The sequence below is a fragment of the Halomonas qinghailakensis genome (assembly GCF_025820815.1).
GTDB lineage: Bacteria > Pseudomonadota > Gammaproteobacteria > Pseudomonadales > Halomonadaceae > Vreelandella > Vreelandella qaidamensis.
Genome location: NZ_CP096973.1, coordinates 2660536 through 2679132 on the forward strand (window position 1 = coordinate 2660536; position 18597 = coordinate 2679132).

At 52.6% G+C, this 18597-nt stretch carries 13 protein-coding genes and 1 riboswitch; of the genes, 8 read left to right on the top strand and 5 right to left on the bottom strand.

Translation table 11 applies throughout. The annotated features are described in order from the left end of the window. Positions 1-558, top strand: coding sequence for a TRAP transporter small permease (locus M0220_RS12330; protein WP_264017777.1), 558 nt, complete (start codon positions 1-3; stop codon positions 556-558). Positions 559-591: 33 nt separating this feature from the next. Then, complete coding sequence (locus M0220_RS12335) at positions 592-1857, top strand: TRAP transporter large permease (RefSeq protein WP_030073529.1); 1266 nt, start codon at positions 592-594, stop codon at positions 1855-1857. Here M0220_RS12335 and M0220_RS12340 read toward each other — a convergent pair. The 3 genes from M0220_RS12340 to M0220_RS12350 form a co-directional block, all read right to left on the bottom strand. Beyond that, on the bottom strand, positions 1844-2713 hold the full coding sequence (locus M0220_RS12340) for a transglutaminase family protein (protein ID WP_030073524.1): 870 nt from the start codon (positions 2711-2713) through the stop codon (positions 1844-1846). The two genes, M0220_RS12335 and M0220_RS12340, sit on opposite strands and share 14 nt — an antisense overlap. Beyond that, entirely contained in the window at positions 2710-5115 is a 2406-nt protein-coding gene (locus tag M0220_RS12345) for a circularly permuted type 2 ATP-grasp protein (protein WP_030073521.1), read from the bottom strand. The genes M0220_RS12340 and M0220_RS12345 overlap by 4 nt, the downstream gene beginning before the upstream one ends. 64 nt (positions 5116-5179) lie before the next feature. Continuing rightward, positions 5180-8530, bottom strand: a complete 3351-nt coding sequence (locus M0220_RS12350) for a transglutaminase family protein (protein ID WP_264017778.1) — start codon at positions 8528-8530, stop codon at positions 5180-5182. 546 nt (positions 8531-9076) lie between these two features. On the opposite strand from M0220_RS12350, the gene M0220_RS12355 reads away from it, so the two are divergent. Together M0220_RS12355 and M0220_RS12360 are read left to right on the top strand one after the other, a co-directional pair. Continuing rightward, entirely contained in the window at positions 9077-10561 is a 1485-nt protein-coding gene (locus M0220_RS12355; RefSeq protein ID WP_030073512.1) for a circularly permuted type 2 ATP-grasp protein, read from the top strand. A gap of 4 nt (positions 10562-10565) precedes the next feature. Further along, positions 10566-11564, top strand: coding sequence for an alpha-E domain-containing protein (locus M0220_RS12360; protein ID WP_030073510.1), 999 nt, complete (start codon positions 10566-10568; stop codon positions 11562-11564). 6 nt (positions 11565-11570) lie between these two features. Here M0220_RS12360 and M0220_RS12365 read toward each other — a convergent pair whose 3' ends face one another. Beyond that, positions 11571-12629, bottom strand: coding sequence for a zinc-binding metallopeptidase family protein (locus M0220_RS12365; protein ID WP_264017779.1), 1059 nt, complete (start codon positions 12627-12629; stop codon positions 11571-11573). A 231-nt stretch (positions 12630-12860) separates the two neighbouring features. Between M0220_RS12365 and M0220_RS12370 the strand changes: the two genes are divergently transcribed. After that, positions 12861-14360, top strand: a complete 1500-nt coding sequence (locus M0220_RS12370; protein ID WP_030073506.1) for a CoA-acylating methylmalonate-semialdehyde dehydrogenase — start codon at positions 12861-12863, stop codon at positions 14358-14360. Positions 14361-14458: 98 nt separating this feature from the next. Here the strand turns inward: M0220_RS12370 and M0220_RS12375 are convergent, their stop codons facing one another. Next, a complete protein-coding gene (locus tag M0220_RS12375) occupies positions 14459-15154 on the bottom strand; it encodes a hypothetical protein (protein ID WP_030073504.1) in 696 nt (231 codons plus the stop codon). Positions 15155-15356: 202 nt separating this feature from the next. On the opposite strand from M0220_RS12375, the gene M0220_RS12380 reads away from it, so the two are divergent. The 3 genes from M0220_RS12380 (at position 15357) to M0220_RS12390 (ending at position 18544) form a co-directional block, all read left to right on the top strand. Further along, positions 15357-15941: a peroxidase-related enzyme gene (locus tag M0220_RS12380; RefSeq protein WP_030073502.1), complete on the top strand. Its 585-nt coding sequence runs from the start codon at positions 15357-15359 to the stop codon at positions 15939-15941. A 111-nt stretch (positions 15942-16052) separates the two neighbouring features. After that, a riboswitch (TPP riboswitch) is annotated at positions 16053-16160 on the top strand. Next, positions 16150-17541: an SLC5/6 family protein gene (locus tag M0220_RS12385; RefSeq protein ID WP_264017780.1), complete on the top strand. Its 1392-nt coding sequence runs from the start codon at positions 16150-16152 to the stop codon at positions 17539-17541. (Overlaps the previous riboswitch by 11 nt.) A 34-nt stretch (positions 17542-17575) precedes the next feature. Next, entirely contained in the window at positions 17576-18544 is a 969-nt protein-coding gene (locus M0220_RS12390) for a magnesium transporter CorA family protein (protein ID WP_264019229.1), read from the top strand. Positions 18545-18597: the final 53 nt, after the last annotated feature.

The window sequence follows — 18597 nt, forward strand, 5'->3', positions numbered from 1 at the left end:
ATGCTGCAACGTTTTTCTTCAAGGCTTGCCCGTTGCGAAGAGATAGCCGCCGCTGCTTTAGCAGCGGCAGTTACCTGCTTAATTCTCACCAATATTGCATTTCGTGCGCTGGGTAGCCCGCTTTATTGGATTAGTGAGTTGGCAATTTATTCCATGATTTGGATGACTTTTTTAATTGCCGGCGCGGTATTTAAACGCCGCCAAGGGATAGCGGTAACACTGTTGAGTGATCTACTGCCGCAAACGGGGCGAAAACTAATTGGTCTTTGGGTAGATGCTATGGTGCTGCTATTTGCACTGCTGCTTGTGTGGCTGTGCTGGCGTTGGTATCAACCTCTTGAACTTGCGCAAGCAGGGTTCGACATCCGTGCGTTCCAGGGGCACACTTTTAATTTTATTTACGCTGAAAACACTTCCACTCTTGGCGTTAAAAAGTTCTGGGCGTGGTTGATTGTGCCGTGGTTTGCACTGTCTCTTAGTCTGCATGGCTGGGCAAATCTTATCCAGTCACTCAACCAGTGGCGCACCCCGACTCAAGAACCTACTGCCAAAACGTGACGCTAATCCTGCTTATCATGTGACGGTACGTTTATGACGATTGCTGTGTTTTTGCTGCTGTTGCTCGGTGCCGTGCCGATTGCGCTGGTATTGGCACTGACCGCGATGTGGTATATCCAAGCATCAGGTAATACGGTGCTATTTGATTCCTATCCGCAGCAGCTGTTTAGTGCCATTGAAAGCTATGGATTGCTGGCGATCCCGCTATTTATGCTGGCGGGCGAGTTAATGAATGAAGGTGGTTTAACCCGTCGTTTAATCGCGCTGGCGCGTATTTTAGTGGGCGGTTTTCGTGGCGGTCTTGCCTACATTAATTTAGTGGCCAATATGATGATGGCCGCGATTATTGGTTCGGCGGCGTCGCAAATTGCCATTATGTCCCGTGCCATGGTGCCGGCAATGGAGCAGGAAGGTTACGACAAATCTTATAGCGCAGCGATTACCGCAGCCGGTGGTTTACTGTCGCCGATTATTCCACCTTCCATGCTGTTTGTGTTGTTTGGTGTTATGGCCCAAGTCCCCATTGCAGAGATGTTTATTGCTGGATTACTGCCAGGGCTACTTTTAGGGGCAAGCTTTTTTATCGTGATTGCGTTGATAGGCTTGGTAGAGCAATACCCTAAAGGCCAATGGCCTAGCCGTCGTCAGGCGCTTCATGACTTGCTTTGGGGGCTGCCTGCACTGCTCATACCCGTGATCATTATTGGCGGTATTTTATGGGGGATTGCCACGCCCACTGAGTCAGCGGCGTTAGCTTCGCTGGCGGCGCTATTAATGGGACGCTTTGTATACGGTGACCTGCGTTTAAGTCAGCTACCTCAGGTACTGACTCGCACAGCGATCAACGCGGGCTTGGTGATAATGCTAATTGCTGCCGCGGGTGTGTTTGGTTGGGTGGTGATTTATGAGCGATTGCCGCAAATGGCCGCAGCGTGGATTGCGGCGTTTACCAGCGACCCCTTTGTATTTTTACTGTTGGTGATTGGCGCGCTGCTGTTGGTGGGAATGGTAATTGACGGTATTGCGGCACTGATCTTGGTCGTGCCGATTTTAATGCCCATTGCTCAAAGCCAGTTCGCGATTAGCCCCTATCAATTTGGTGTGGTGGTGTGTTTAACCTTGGTAATGGGCTTATTAACGCCTCCGGTGGGGGCGGGACTGTTTATTGCCTCTTCGATGACCGGCGCACCGCCGCTCAAAATATTTCGCGCACTGCTGCCATTTTTGTTGGCAACCTTAGTGACTCTAGTGCTTCTTGCCTGGGTGCCTTGGTTAACCAATGGGCTTATTCAGCGCTAATTGGCATCACATCCACTTCCACCTCTAGCTTATGGTCGCCGCCGCCATTCATTACCCCTTTTAATGGTGCAACATCCGCGTAGTCACGTCCCCAGGCCAGCACTGGGTGCTGTTCGCCAGCAAGGGTACCGTTGGTGGGGTCGAGTGCTAGCCAGCCCCAATCGGGAATCCAGGTCGCAAGCCATGCGTGAGATGCGTCTGCCCCCACCAGCCTTGGCTGTCCAGGCGGCGGCTGGGTTTCTAGATAGCCGCTCACATAGCGTGCGGCCAAGCCTATCGAGCGCAGCGCTCCAATCGCTAGGTGAGCAAAGTCTTGGCATACCCCACGACGGTTAGCCAGCACATCACTAAGCGGAGTAGCAAGCGTGGTGAAGCTGGGGTCATACTCGAAGGTATCGTAGATCAGTTGATTGAGCGCCAAGGCGCTCTCTACCAGCGGACGCCCGGGCGTAAAGCAGCTGCGAGCAAAAGCGGCTAAGTCCTCGTTACGGCGAATAAACGGCGAGTCCAGGCGATACAGCTGCATATCAAAGCGGCAATCGCTGTTGAGCTGTTCGGCGACACTCTCCCAGCCAGGAGACGTCGTGGGCAGTGGGGGCAGCGGCTGGGTATTCAGCTGGGTGACCACCGTGACGTCTAACGTCTGGTGAATATCCTCCATGGCAAAATAAAGTACGCGATTACCGAATACGTCGCGTCGTTCTGCTTGAACCTGCGGCAGTGGGCTAATGGTTAGCTCGGATGCGCCGCACTCTTGGTGCAGCGTTTTGCGCGGCAACACCCGTGCCTCACTATGACATAGTGTGACGGGTGCGCTGTAATGATAGCGCGTGGTGTGCCGCAGGGTGTACTTCATGCATCAGGCTCCATGCTAACTAATTGGCGCGGCCGCTCGACATGGCTGAAATGGCTGTGGCTGATAGCATCGGAAAGTGCTGTTAGCGGTTCAATCAGTTCATCAAGCAACTGCTCTAGCGCTTCTTGCGCTTCGGGGGTGTCGGTAAGGTGGCTAAGGCGATCAATATCGGCCAAATGCAGAGCGGCGTTGGCCTGAATTAACAGGCGCCGCTCCGCGTTACGATAGGGTGAAGAGCTACCAGGCAGGCGGTTCATTTGCCGCTCAAGGCGTTTGAGCATGTAGCCCACGGAGCGTGGGTTAGTTTCATCAAAGAGCAGTAGGTCTAAAATCGCTTCTGGATGTAGCTCGCTGCGATAGCGCCTGCGATACGCAGTAAAGTTGTCGGTGGTGGCCAGCACTACTTCCCAGAGCGCAAGGCCGGGAGAGTGAGGAGCATTAAGGGTCAGCTTGAGCAGCGACAGCAGGCCTAAGACGCGGTCTAAAAAGCGCCCAATATCCATAAACCGCCAGCCGTAATGGTGGGGCATGGTTTCGTTGCATAAGCCAAAAAAAGCGGCTATTTGAGCAGAAAGCCCTTCACAGGCACGTCGTGCGGCACTGGCACCCAGGCTTGAGTTAAAACCGCTGACGCGTTGGCGAAGCTGGTTAATCACCCGCCAAGAGTCATCGCCTAGGTGGTCACGTACGCTACGGGCGTTACGCAGTAGCTGGTCAAACAGGGCATGTAAGGCCTGGGTGTCTGTGGTGTCAAATTGGGCTAGCAGGGCTGCGCGTTTCTGCACAAAGCCGACCAGCGGCGGTTTGCTGTTTTCGCTATCTTCGTTAAGCGTAGTGATTTCCAGGGCGATCAACAGTTCATCAAGTAACTGGTCGGCGATTTCATCTTGATCAACTTCCAGCAAGCGCATCAGCGCTTCACGTAGCAAGCGTGCCCGTGCATCCAGGCGTTCGCCGTAGCGTCCTAACCAGAACAGACTTTCGGCCACGCGACTGGGTAAGTCGGTGCCATCCCGGGTGGCGACTACTGGGCCGCGGGCCTGGCGAAGTTGGCTGACATGAGGCTGGGGCGTGCTGGCCGTTACCCACACATCTTTCACAACAGGACTATTCAACGACGGCGAACCCGGCGTACCTACCCAGGCTAAACCACCCGGCATAACGTGGTAGTCGCTTGGCTGCTGGCCTGAACTGGCGATACTTCCCGGCGAGCGAGTAATAAAACAGCGCAGGTTCATGGTGGTAGGCGATAAACGCTGCATCTGATGGTCAAATATGGGTGCCGTGGCCGGTCGCGTGGCGGCATTGGCGTTCGGCAGCAGCAGTTTTTCGCCTAGCAAATGCTCACAAAGGGCGGGCAGATAATCGGCAAGTTCGGGAGATTCTAAAATGCCCACGCCTAACGCATTGGACATCGCTACCCCTCCGGCACGAGCAGCTTGAAGTAAACCGGGCACGCCTAACTGAGAGTCACCGCGCAGCTCAAGTGGGTCGCAGTAGGCGTCATCACAATGGCGCAGCACCACATCCACCGGTTGCAAACCGCCTAGAGTGCGAAGCCATAGCTGTGAATCTCTAACGATTAAGTCCTGCCCCTCGGCAAGGTCAATATTGAGATAGTTAGCCAGGTAGGCGTGCTCAAAATAGCGTGGGCTGCCCGGTCCAGGTGTCAGTAGTACAACGTTTGGGTTGTCACGGTGCTGGTAGGCAAGGGCAATAAGCGTGCGGTGGTAATTATCGAGAAAGCCCGCTAATCGTTTAAGTGGCGCATTGCGGTACATGTCAGGCAGTGCCCGCGCCATCAATATGCGGTTTTCAAGGGTGAAACCGGTACCGGAAGGAGCCTGTAAGCGGTCGCCAATCACGCGCCACTGACCTTCGGCATCCTGAATCACATCAACGCCGTGAAAGTTGATGGCTGGACGGTCACTTGGCTGCGAGCCGTGACACGGTAGTAGCAAATGCGGCGAAGCGAGCAGCGCCTGGGTAGGGAGTAGGCCGGTATCAAACAGGCGGCGTGCTCCGTAGATATCGTCAAAGAGAGCATTGAGTAAGCGAGTGCGTTGACGCAAGCCTACTTCAAGCGCTTGCCAGTCGGTGTGGTTAATCACCCAGGGCAGCGGGTCCAGCCGCCAGGAGCGCTTGGCCTCATCATGCATATTGAAGATAACGCCATTTTCAGCCAACAGTCGCTGGATTTCTTCACGCTGCTGAAGGCGGCCATCGGTCCCGAGTGCTTCAAGCGCCCTAAGAAGGGTTTCCCAACCTGGCCGCAGCTGACCATAACGGTCAACCATGGCATCAAAGACGCCTGGTTGTCCCTCGCAAAGTTGGTTGAAGTAGTCCTCCACAAGCCCGGCTGTGCCGGGCTCGAGAAGAGTGGGAGAGACTGGGGCCGTCATGTTCCTTGTCGTCCTAAGCGAATAGGCTGCGAATTATCCTGCAGCTTGTGTCAATAGGAAAGCATTAGCTTGGCCTCCAGCGAAGATCTAGCGTGTTGGGCAATTCTTGGCTAGGCGTTTCAGCGCTAGGCGACTGGTAACCATGGCGGTGGCCATCCTCACTGAACCGACCTAGACGACGGGCTTCCGCTTCAAATGCATTCACGGGGAATGTTTCAAAGCTGCGGCCGGTGGGGTGTGTCACATGGTAGGTGCAGCCTGCAACGGAACGTTGATTCCAGGTATCTAAGACATCAAATACCAGTGGGGCATGAATAGGGATTTGCGGATGTAGCGCCGAGGGTGGCTGCCAGGCGCGGTAGCGGACACCGGCAACCGCTTCACCGTTACGGCCAGTGGGAGATAGTGGTACCAGACGGCCATTGCAGGTCACCTTATAGCGGCTGCCGCTCATACCGTTGACTTTAATTTCCAAACGCTCCACAGAGGAGTCGACGTAGCGGGAGGTGCCGCCAGCAGAGGTCTCTTCACCGAGCACATGCCAGGGCTCGATAGCTTGGCGCAGCTCAATATCCAGCATTGGGGTATGCAGTCGTCCGTGAACAGGGAAGCGGAATTCAAGAAAAGGTGCAAACCATTCACGCTTAAAATCAAAGCCATGATGACCCAGGTCACTCAGTACATCGCCTAAGTCTTCCCACAAATAGTGGGGTAGCATCCAACGATCTTGTAGAGCGCTTCCCCATCGAACAGGCTTCGCACGGTAGGGCGCTTTCCAGCAGCGGGCGACAAGCGCGCGAATCAGCAGCATCTGCATTAAGCTCATGCGAGCGTGGGGTGGCATCTCAAAACCGCGCAGTTCTAAAAGTCCTAAACGACCGCTGTCACTATCTGGCGAGTAAAGTTTATCAATGCAGAATTCAGCACGATGAGTGTTGCCGGTTAAGTCGGTGAGCAGGTGGCGCAGCAAGCGATCCACTAGCCAAGGCTGAACAACGTCTCCTTCAGGCATTTGTTGTAATGCAATTTCCAGCTCATAAAGCGCCTCATGGCGAGCCTCATCGACACGTGGAGCCTGGCTAGTAGGGCCAATAAACAGGCCTGAAAAGAGGTACGAAAGGCTTGGGTGGTGCTGCCAATAAGTGACCAGGCTTGCTAATAAATCAGGACGGCGCAGGAAGGGGGAATCATCGGGCGTAATACCGCCAAGAGTGACATGGTTGCCGCCACCGGTGCCCGTATGACGGCCATCGAGCATAAACTTTTCGGTGCACAAGCGTGCTAGCCGGGCTTCCTCATAGAGTCGCTCGGTTTGAGCGACCAGGGTTTTCCAGCTAGCCGCTGGCATGATGTTAACTTCGATAACACCGGGGTCGGGGGTGATCATAAAGTTTTCAAGACGCGGATCACGGGGCGGCGAGTAGCCCTCGATCATCACTGGACAGCTAAGCGTTCGTGCGCACTCTTCAATACTGCTGAGCAAGTCCAAGTAGTGTTCTAGCCGGGTGAGCGGCGGCAAAAAGATATGCAGACGACCGTCACGGGGCTCTATGCACAGACTGGTATGAATCACTTTATGGTCGCGGTCATTCTCGGGAAGGGGCTGCTGCTGAACGGCTTCTCCTTCTGGGTGGCTCAGGCTGGGGTGAAGGCTTTGACCGTGGCGCTCGGTGCTACTTAAACGATGTTGCTCAGCATGACGTCTAGCGACTTCGCCGTGAATATCACCAATTTCCGGTCGTGGCGCGAACAGTGACTCAGGCTGGGGCTGCTCTTCAGGATCGGCCCAGGGCAGCGCAGAAAGCGGTAGACGCAGGCCCATAGGTGAGTCGCCAGGCACCAAAAATAAATGATCGCGTTTGAGTGGCCAGCGCCCACTTTCCCAGCGATGGGATTGGGAAACTGAATGACGCAGTGGCAAGGCATAACCAACGACTGCCGCTAAATCTTGCTCAAGTAGCCGTGCCAGACGGCGGCGTTCGGCATCATCTTTTAAATCGGCTTTGCGCGGATCGATACTGACCGGGAGCGTTTGCTCTTTCCAAAGATAGTAGTAGGCGTCTTCGAAAGCGGGTATCCAGTAATGTGGGGCTATGCCTAGACGTTCGCTAAGCGCCTGGGTAAACCGCTGTGCCATGGCATCATCAACCGCTACTTTTGGGGCGCCCTCCATGCAGGCAAGCCATTTGGCGTCACGCCAAAGCGGTACGCCATCTTTACGCCAGTAACATGCTAGCGCCCAGCGGGGCAGCGGCTCGCCGGGGTACCATTTACCCTGCTGCTGCTGAATGACGCTGCCAGGAGCATAAGCTTCCTGCAAACGGCTCAGGAGCACTTCGGCGCGTTCACGTTTATGGTCACCAAGCGCCTCAATGTTCCACTGTGGGCTTTCCATGTCATCAACGGAAACAAACGTAGGTTCGCCGCCCATGGTCAGGCGGACGTCTTGCTTATTAAGCTCCTTATCAACCTGGTCGCCCAGCTGCAAAATTTCCTGCCACTGCTGCTCACTGTAGGGCTTAGTGACGCGCGGGTCTTCGTGGATACGCTCGATGCGCATTTCCACACTAAACTCTACCTCGCATTTATCAGAAAAACCGGTAATCGCGGCGGCACTACCGGTTGTCGGCGTGGCTGCAAGGGGAATATGGCCTTCTCCAGCAAAGAGGCCAGACGTTGGGTCTAAGCCAACCCAGCCCGCGCCGGGCAGAAAAACTTCTGTCCAGGCGTGCAGGTCGGTGAAGTCGACCTCTGTGCCACTTGGGCCATCAAGTGCTTTGACATCAGGCGCTAGCTGAATCAAATAACCCGATACAAAGCGGGCGGCAAGCCCCAAGTGCCGCAGAATCTGAACCAGAAGCCAGGCACTGTCGCGACAGGAGCCGCTGGCCAGGGTCAATGTCTCTTCGCAGCTCTGAACGCCCGGCTCCATACGCACCAGATAGCTGATGTCGTTCTGAAGGCGCTGATTAAGGGCCACTAAAAAATCAACGCTGACAGTGGGCTCCCTGGGAACTTCTTCAAGCCACGCCATCAGCTTTGGGCCTGCCTCAGTAACTTCAAGATAAGGCCCCAGTTCTTTGCTGAGTTCTTCTGGATAGGCAAACGGGATTTTTTGTGCGATGTCGTCGAGGAAAAAATCAAACGGGTTGATAACGGTCATTGGGGCGATAAGTTCGACCGCAATGGTTAGTTCTTTGCGAGGCTCTGGAAACACAATGCGGGCATTAAAGTTGCCAAAGGGGTCTTGCTGCCAGTTTAGATAGTGATCATTACCAGAAATATTCAGCGAATAGGCATCGATATGGGTTCGGCAATGAGGTGCTGGGCGCAAACGAACAACATGGGGTGACAACTTCACCGGACGGTCAAAGTGATAAGTAGTTCGGTGATACAAGGCAACACGAATGGTCATAAGCCACCCTCTGGGTTAAGTCTATATCAACCGATTCGTCATTAAGACGCCTCGATAAAAAGAGCTAAGTTACGGCAGTATCGTTGTAGTTAGGTTTTTTTGCAGCTGCAAAATTAACTAAGCCGTTTAAGAAGTGTGAAAAACATAAAATGCACCATTAGGGTTAGTGGTGCGCACTATTTTGGTGCTTTTGTTTGTGGCTTTAAGTGAGCGTTCAGCTATTCACTAAAAGTAACGGTTCAGTAGAGGGGGCATTAGAGGGATTAGCAGCGTGTTATTAGCAGTGTTGTTATAAGCAGCATTGTTATTAGTAGCGTAGTTATTAGTAGCGTAGTTATTAGTAGCGCTGCCAGTAGTAGTAGCGTCGCTAGTAGACGGTGGGCGAGGGTGCGTATTGAAAGCATCCTTTTAACGTTGAAATAGCGAAAAAGATGGTATGCATTTTGCGTGCTTATATGTGAAGAGAACTGCGTAGATCGCGCGGGGCTAGGCCTGCACTACGTAAGAGGAAGTTGCCGCTTCCACCATTGCGCCAGGAGAGCGCCCATGAGCCAAGTGAATTGGAATAACTATGCGTGCCGTGACTATTACGATGAGTTACTAGCGGCGCCAGGCAAGCCACGAGCCTCGGCTGATGAGCTGTGTAATATGTTGGCAAGGTTTAGTGCAGAGGAGTTGGCAGAGCGTAAAACCGCAGCAGAAATTGCCATTCGCACCATGGGGATTACCTTTACCGTTTATTCAGAAGGCGCCATGATTGATCGCGCTTGGCCTTTTGATATTGTGCCGCGAATTATTCCTGCCAGTGAGTGGCGTAAAACTGAAGCGGGTTTAAAACAACGCGTGCAAGCGCTTAATCTATTTATTGATGATCTTTATCACGATCAAAAAGTAATTAAAGACAAAGTGTTACCTGCTGAAGTGTTGGCGCAATCGGTTAACTTCCGCCCCCAGTGTGTTGGTATCAACCCTCCTCATGGCATTTGGGCGCATATTTGCGGGTCAGACTTAGTGCGTGGCGGTGATGGCACGCTTTATGTACTAGAAGACAATTTGCGTATTCCCTCTGGGGTTTCGTACATGCTGGAAAATCGTAATGTAACCAAGCGTGTGCTGCCTGAGCTTTTTGCATCTGGCAAAATTCTTCCCGTAGACGACTACGTTGCCCAGCTATATGACATGTTAGCGTCGATGTCGCCTCGCCCAGGTGACGACCCTCAAGTGGTAGTGCTAACGCCTGGTATCTATAACTCCGCCTACTTTGAACATGCGTATCTTGCTCAGCAAATGGGAGTTGAGTTAGTGCAAGGTAGCGACTTGCTGGTCGATGACGACGACGTGGTTTATATGCGGACTGTGGAAGGGTTGCGCCGTGTCGATGTGATTTATCGTCGTGTAGACGACGAGTTTCTCGATCCTGAAGCGTTTAATCCAGATTCAATGCTTGGGGTGGCCGGCCTAATGCGCGCTTGGCGGGCGGGGAAAGTAGCGCTTGCCAATGCCCCTGGGGCGGGAGTCGCCGACGATAAAGTCGTGTACGCCTTTGTCCCTGAGATCATTCGTTACTATCTAGACCAAGAACCGCTGCTGCCAAACGTACCAAGTTATTTATGTATGTTTGAAGATGATCGCAAGTATGTGTTGGAGCATTTGGATGAGTTGGTGGTGAAGCCAGCAAATGAATCCGGCGGCTATGGCATGTTGATAGGCCCTCGTTCTACTAAAGAAACTCGCGATGAGTTTGCACGCTTAATTAAAGCCAATCCCCGTAACTATATGGCACAGCCAACGCTGGCACTTTCGACGACGCCGACGCTGGCTAACGGCTTGCCCCAGCCGCGCCACGTAGACCTTCGCCCATTTATTCTTTCTGGGCCGGAAACCCACGTCACCACTGGTGGCTTGACCCGGGTCGCCCTGGTGGAGGGCTCACTGGTGGTTAACTCTTCTCAAGGGGGCGGCAGTAAAGATACTTGGATTGTTGAAACCGATGAGAACGCGGCAGTTGCCGCTGAGCAGGAAGGAGTCTAGCGCCATGCTGTCACGCGTTGCTGAAAACCTCTACTGGATGGCGCGTTACATCGAACGGGCCGAAGATACTGCTCGGTTGCTGAGTGTTAATAGCCACCTAATGCTGGATCTGCCGCGTCACTTGCCCCTGGGCTGGGCGCCGTTAATTGAAATGACCGGCACGTTGGAAGCGTTTAATGAGCGCCATTCAAGTTTTGATGAGCGTAGCGTGGTGCACTTTCTGTGTGCAGACGCGCAAAATGGCAGCTCTATTCTTGCCGCCTTAGCGAGCGCTAGGGAAAACCTGCGTACCACTCGTGATGTCGTGCCAAGAGAGATCTGGGAAGAGGTCAATCAACTCTATTTGAGTGTTGCAGATCATGCCGAAAATGGCGTTAGTCCGCGGCGCCGCGACACCTTTTTGAAAAGTGTAATTCGCGGCTGCCAGACATTGACAGGCTTAATAGAAGGTACGCTAAGCCATGGGCCTGCTCGCACCTTCATCAAGTTAGGTCGCCATTTAGAGCGGGCAGATATGACGACCCGAATTGTCGATGTTCGGTCCGCCAGTTTGCTGCCGCAAAATCCAGAGGAACTGCTGCCGTTTGAAAATTTGCAGTGGATGAGCGTGCTGAAGTCGCTCACTGCTTACCAAATGTACCGGCAGCAAGTCCGTTTGCGGGTGCGTGGGCCTGACGTGCTGCGCTTTTTGCTGCAGGACCCCCACCTACCACGCTCTATTGCCTGCAGCCTGGAAACGGTGGGGCACGAGCTACAGCTGTTACCCAGGCAAGACCGAGCGGCGGCAACGGTGTCGCTTGTGCGAGCCGATGTGGTCGACGCCGACATTCAGGCGTTGGCTCACTCCCCCAGCAAACTACATGCGTTTGTGGATGAACTGCAGATTGGTTTCGCGGCGATTCACGACACGCTAAGCGCAACCTATTTTGTCAACAGTGATGGCGTTCCCCGCGTGACCCAGCGCCAGTCGCAAAGCCACGCAGGAGAGCACGACAACGATTAACGGTTGTTAAGTACGGGGGCTGGCGTTCGCATTAAGAATCAGTTGATGCAGATACGTCAGCTTCTGTCTCACCGCCGGGGCAATGACGCTCGGTGCTAAATCCAGCAGTCCCATATCACGATTGAGTTCGTTTACGGCCATGCCTACCTGATGGAATGCTCGTAACATGCTGTCTAATGTGCCGTTGTGTTCGGTGCGGGAAAGCCCCATATGACGCGCTGTATCGAGCACAGCGACCATATCTAAGTAGTACGCAAAGGTTTCCGCAAAGTCTTCCCATGGGTGCATCGAGGCGTAGGCAGAAATAAACTGTGTTGACCAATCAGCAGGCGTTCCCTGTTGGTAATACCGTTCTAAGGCATCACCGTAGGTAGGGTTGTTGTGATCTCCGAACACGTGGCGGCAGGTGTCTTCATCGCGTCCTTTTACCAATAAATCCCAATAGTAGTGACCAATTTCATGGCGGAAGTGGCCGATGAGAGTGCGGTGGGACTCATTCATATCAACCCGCAGGCGCTCGCGTTCAACGTCGTCGGCTTCTTTCACGTTGATCGTGATATGACCATTGGCATGGCCGGTGTATATCTTTTCCTGGCTAGCGGTAGAGCGCCAAAGGCCTTGATCGGGCAAGGCATCTGCCATAAACGAAAAGCTAAGCGGAACACGAATGTTTTCACCGTTGACGCCGTAGGGAAGCGTGAGTAAGTCTAATGTGTGAAATAGCCGTCGCTTGGCAGCTTCAAGCGCAGCCCAGCGCTCCCGGTTGCCATTGATAGTTAAGTCGGGAATCACTTCATTAAAGCGGCAGCAGTCGCAAAGCGTATCGGCATGCCCCTCGACCATCACTACCATCCGGTTGCATACATTCTCAACCGCATAGTTATGGCACTTCATTAAGGTGGATCCGCAGTCTGGGTGAGTGCAGCGGTATCCTCCATTTGGTAACGGTTCAAGAGCTACAATAGCTGAGCAGGTTGGGCACCAGCCCACCTCGGATTCGCAGGCCAAGCAATACGTGTTTTCAAAAAAAAGCGGGTTGCCACAGCGACAGCTAAAGGTCTGCATGGATGCCTCCTGGGGTGTTGAACACGTACGCGTCTAAACAACTGGGCACACGTCATTGGCCTGCTGTTAGCCAGCATAGCGAGGGCAGTGCTAGGAGGGAAAGCGTAAATAGTAGTGCTAGGTGAGTTTTATCTTTATCAAGTGGCTAATTGACGTTTACGTCAACTTGCTGCTATACCCTAGGGTTCATATTTACGTCTCATAATAAACATAACGATGAGGAAGGTAGTCATGTCTGTTCGTGAAATCCCTATGTATATCGATGGTCAGCCAGTCATGTCACAAAGCCAGGATTGGCGTGATGTGGTGAACCCGGCGACCCAAGAAGTTGTTGCCCGTGTGCCCTTTTGTACCGCCGAAGAAGTGGAGCGTGCGGTTGCGAGTGCTAAAACAGCATTCAAAGAGTGGCGTAAAGTGCCGCTTGGCAAGCGCATGCGCATTATGCTCAAGCTTCAGGCTCTGATACGGGAAAATACCGCTGAGTTAGCCGCATTGATTACGCAAGAGCATGGTAAAACCTTACCAGATGCCGAAGGCGAGGTAGGGCGCGGTTTAGAGGTAGTTGAACACGCTTGTTCGATTACCTCGCTGCAGCTGGGTGAGCTGGCGGAAAACGCCGCTAATGAAGTCGATGTTTACACCATGCACCAGCCACTGGGCGTTGGCGCGGGCATTACCGCCTTTAACTTTCCGATTATGCTGCCCTGTTTTATGTTCCCGATGGCCATTGCTACGGGCAACACCTTTGTACTGAAGCCTTCGGAACAAGATCCTAGCTCCACAATGCGTCTCGTGGAGCTTGCCCATGAAGCTGGCATACCCGCCGGTGTTTTGAACGTGGTGCATGGTGGTCCGGATGTCGCCAATCAGATCGCCGACCACCAGGATATTAAAGCGCTTTCGTTTATTGGTTCGACCCATGTCGGCTCGCTGCTTTACAACCGTGCTGCAGCTGCAGGCAAGCGTATGCAGTCGATGATGGGGGCTAAAAACCACTGTGTGGTGATGCCGGATGCTAACCGCAGCCAAGCTATTGATAGCCTGCTGGGTTCGGCATTTGGCGCCGCCGGCCAGCGCTGCATGGCTAACTCGGTTGTCGTGCTAGTGGGTGAAGCCCGTGAGTGGCTGAAAGATATTGAGGAAGGCGCGCGCCGAATGAAAGTAGGGCCGGGCACTCAGCGCGATGCAGACCTAGGCCCGCTTGTTTCTCCCCAAGCGAAGGATCGCGTTGAGCGCTTGATTTCGGCGGGTGAAAAAGAGGGCGCTAAACTTCTGGTGGATGGCCGTGGTTGCACGGTAGATGGCTATCCAAACGGTAATTTTGTTGGCCCAACCCTGTTTGCCGATGTGACCGCTGATATGACGGTGTACCGAGAAGAAATTTTCGGCCCCGTACTGTGCGTGGTCAATGTAGAAACACTGGATGACGCGATCGAGTTTATCAACGCTAACCCGAATGGAAATGGTACGTCGATATTTACCAATTCAGGTTGGGTGGCACGGCGTTTTGAAACAGACATTGACGTTGGCCAAATAGGTATCAATGTGCCGATTCCTGTCCCTGTGGCTTACTTTAGCTTTACTGGGTCGCGTGCTTCCAAGCTTGGTGATCTGGGGCCAAACGGCAAACAGGCAATTACGTTCTGGACGCAAACCAAAACGGTTACCGCCCGTTGGTTTGAGCCAGAAAATGTCTCTAGCGGCATCAACAGTACTATTTCCTTAAGCTAACCGTGATCAATAAAGCCCCGTGAAAACGGGGCTTCTTGATGTACGGCGTCGGATGGCATGGCTTCAGAGTAAATAACTTTAGCTTGATAAATAACGGGTTATCTATCTGGAAACAAAGGCAGACTTTCGCGGATAAGTTGCTCAATAGGGCCAAGCTGGCCAGCATGCAGTATCAGCATGGTGGGCACTATTTTTTTGTAGTGGGCCGGGGGCGTTAACAGCGCGAACTCGCCTTCTTCAATATGAAATTCATGGAGTTCTTGGAGGCCCTCAGGCGTTTCGCATTGAGAACAACGGTAATTGTCGTCTTCACCATATACAAGGCGATGATACATTTTGAATAGCGTGTAAATTGCTAAACCACCCGGTAAGGCAGGCCAGCGTGCGGGTATATTGCGCGTCGCTTCCGTAATGATACGTCCTTCTGCCTCTTCTGCCTGGGCAAATAGTTTGGCTAATGGCGCAGTAAGAAGCGAGGTATCTTCGGCTGGTAGTGGTTGACGCTGCTGAGAGGCCTGGGAAAATTCGTTTGTCACTCGGTGTAAGTCTTCTAACGAAGTAAGCGGATAATCAATGTGCTTCAATTCGCTTGGCTCGAAACTGCCGTTTTCCCAACCATGAATGACCCGAAGGGTCATCGGCGACTGTTGCAGGGGCTGTGCAAAGAGGATGTGCAGCATGACTCGAATGTGTAGCTGCCGCTCATCGGTATCGTTGTCGAACGCGCGGTAAGGGTCAGCAAAAAGTGTGTGTAAGCGCCCTGGCGTATGCTCTTTCGCTTCGAAATGCTGCATGTGAGTGTCCCTGTAAGGTGCCATTTTACGCGTTCATTGCGCGGCTTATAGGTTATTGAGTTGTTAAGAGTATGGACAGCGTGAGCCGCGATTGAAAGTCACTTTGTTTAGTATTTTGTTACTGAATAGCGTTCAGTCAGCAGTATAAATGTTTAACCAAAACAAAAATTTAAAACCTGCTTTTAGGAAAAGAGGAACCGCGATGATAAACCCACTTAGCCGTTTCCATGTGCCAGAAACCCTTGACGAACTGCCTGATGATATTCGTGAAGCAATAGTAAATGTTCAAAGCAAGGCGGGCTTTGTACCCAACGTATTTTTAATGTTGGCCCACCGCCCCGATGAGTTTCGCGCGTTTTTTGCGTACCACGATGCGCTAATGGAGCGTGAGTCCGACACGCTCACCAAGGCTGAAAAAGAGATGATTGTGGTAGCCACAAGTGCACGCAATCGTTGTCTTTATTGTGTCGTTGCGCATGGGGCCTTATTGAGAATTTATAGCAAGGACCCGTTAGTAGCAGACAACGTTGCAATTAACCACCTGACCGCAGGACTGAGCGAACGTCATCGCATGATGTTGGATTTTGCAATGCATTGCGGTATTGAAGTGGGTGAGTTCTCTTCCGAATGGCAGGCCAGATTAGAGCAAGTGGGTTTCACGCTGGAAGATTGTTGGGACATTGGTGCCATTGTCGCTTTTTTTGGAATGTCGAACCGATTGGTTACCATGGCAGGCACCCCACCTAATGAAGAGTTCTACTTAATGGGACGCCTACCGCGATCATAAAGGGAAAATAGTAGGAAAAAAGTTACCCACCAAGGCGTTACTCACTGACAGATTTTACTAACGCCCAACCTTTACTAACGAACCACTTTCACCGAGGATAGCGTCTCCATTCACTGTCGCCAGGGGAGCTCCACACTGATGGGCTGAGAATGCGCACTGCGCAGACCCTGGAACCTGATCCGGTTAATACCGGCGGAGGAAGTGCGACATGCCTTACCTAACATCAGCCGTACTGGGTGCGGCACTACTTTGCTTTGCCTTTTTGGGCCTTCGGGCACGCCATGTGCAGGGGTCGCTCGATGACTACGTGACAGCACGCAATTCGCAAACGGCCTCCACGCTGGGGTTCTCATTTTTAGCCTCGGGAATGGGCGCTTGGATTTTGTTTGCACCGCCTGAAATAGGTGCGTTTGTTGGGCCATTAGCGCTCGCAGGCTATGCAATAGGCTCTGCGCTGCCGTTTATTGTCTTAGGGCTTTACGGGCCAAAAATTCGCCGTGCTTTGCCAGAGGGCAGAAGCATTGCTGAATTTGCTGATGCCTGTTATGGCAAAGGCGTGCGTCGCTGGGTATCGCTGGCCTCTGTTGCTTATATGGGCTGTTTTTTAGCGGCGGAACTAACGGCCATCGGCGCGATTACCGCGCTGCTGTCAGAGGTACCTCCGGCGCTGGTGATTATTGGTGTTGCGCTCACAACCTTGGTGTACACGGTGGTTGGTGGGCTACGGGCAAGCCTCGCCACGGATCGCTGGCAAGCGTGGCTTTTGTTGGCCCTGTTAGCAGCTGTTGGCAGCGTTGCCATATGGCGGCTGCCAACCATGCCGAATGACGCAGTGATGCCTTCTATTCCTATCACAAGTGCGCTCAGCGTTGCTCTTACACTTGTCATTGCGGTGACCGCCGCCAATCTTTTCCATCAAGGCTATTGGCAGCGTGTATGGGCTGCCCAGGATGACCAGAGCTTAGGCCGAGGTGCTTGGCTAGGCGGCGGTATGACCGTGTTGGTGGTGATGGTCATTGGCGGTGTCGGCATGATGGCCGCGATGAGTGGAGTGCCACTTGGAGAGCCGCCTATTCCCTTCTTTGCACTGTTAACCGATGCGCCGGTGTGGGTAGCACTGCCCGCCTTAGTGCTGGCTGTCACGTTGGTAACCTCAAGTGTTGATACGCTTCAAAATGGCATCGCGTCGCTGATTGTTGGACGTGGCGGTGAACGGCATACAGCTTCTTTAACGACTGCTCGTTGGATAACGGTCGCCATGATGGTGCCAGTAGTGCTGATTGCGTTGCAGGGGTTGTCGGTACTGCGACTATTCTTAATCGCTGACTTACTGTGCGCTGCCATCGTGGTGCCGGTGCTGCTTGGCCTGTGGCAACGTATGACGCCTCTGGCGGCGATAGGGGGTGGTATGGCAGGGTTGGTAGGAGCAATACTGCCAGGCTGGATAAGTCAGGGAAGTGTCAGCGCGGGTATTATGGCAGCAACGTTCCCCGGCAGTATTCCCACGCTTGGGCCATTTTTAGGGGCGCTTCTGGCGTCTATTGTTGTCAGTGTGACGCTGGCCTATCTGCCTAATCGTCGTCAAAGCGTTAGGCAGTAACGTTAAGCCGTGAACCAAATTAACAGGGACGATGATGATTCGCAGCCTACTAACGATGCCGGATGGCGATGTGCATGAAGGTGATGAATGCCTTATTGATGTTTGGCAGGCAACGCCTGGCAGCCACTTATGGATAGATATGAAAGGCGAGCCAGAAACGCGTGAGCGCCAGTTACTGGAACGTTTTAATTGTCATCCAATGGCCATTCAGGATGCCCACAAGGAGCGTCATCCGCCTAAAATTGAAGAATTTGAGCATCATACATTGATTATCTACCGAGGTATTTCTTCGTTTGATGCCCAGCTCAAGTTCGTGCCTCAACAGGTGTGTTTTTTCATTGGTGAGCACTTTCTGATCACCTTGCATGCCGGTGAAGCGCTCAGCATTGAACGGCTTTTTAATGAGCATGGCAAAACGCTGCTGGCATTATCTCCCGAGCGTGTCGCGCTGAAAATCATGTATACCTCAGCAGGTTTCTATATTGATAGCTTATTGGAATTCGAAACTGAGCTAAGCGACATAGAAGATGAGCTGTTAGAGAATGGTAACGATGTGCTGATGCGAAAAATCACCACCTACCGTTCACGTTTGGTGAAGATGCGCCGTATTTTTAGCTATCATAAGGGCATTACCCAAGAGCTTACAGCCTACGATTACGCTCATCTGCCTCGTGGTGAAAGTGAAACGATGCATGCCATTACGGATGTAGAGGAGCGCTTTGAACGTCTTTATACTTTGACGCAAATGTATTATGACATTTGCGGTGACCTTATCGATGGCTATATTTCGATCTCTTCTCATCAGCTAAATATCACCATGCGTGTATTAACGGTGATTACGGCGATCTTTGTACCGTTAACGTTCATTGCTGGTATTTACGGTATGAACTTTGAATACATGCCAGAGCTGCGCTATCAATATGGTTATTTTTTTGTTTGGGGGGCTATGCTGGGTATCGGTGGTAGCTTGATTTGGCTATTTAAACGCAAAAGCTGGTTTTAAATCGAGATAGTTTCGCTGTTAGCGAAAAGTTGATAGTTCGCCATGTGGTTTGG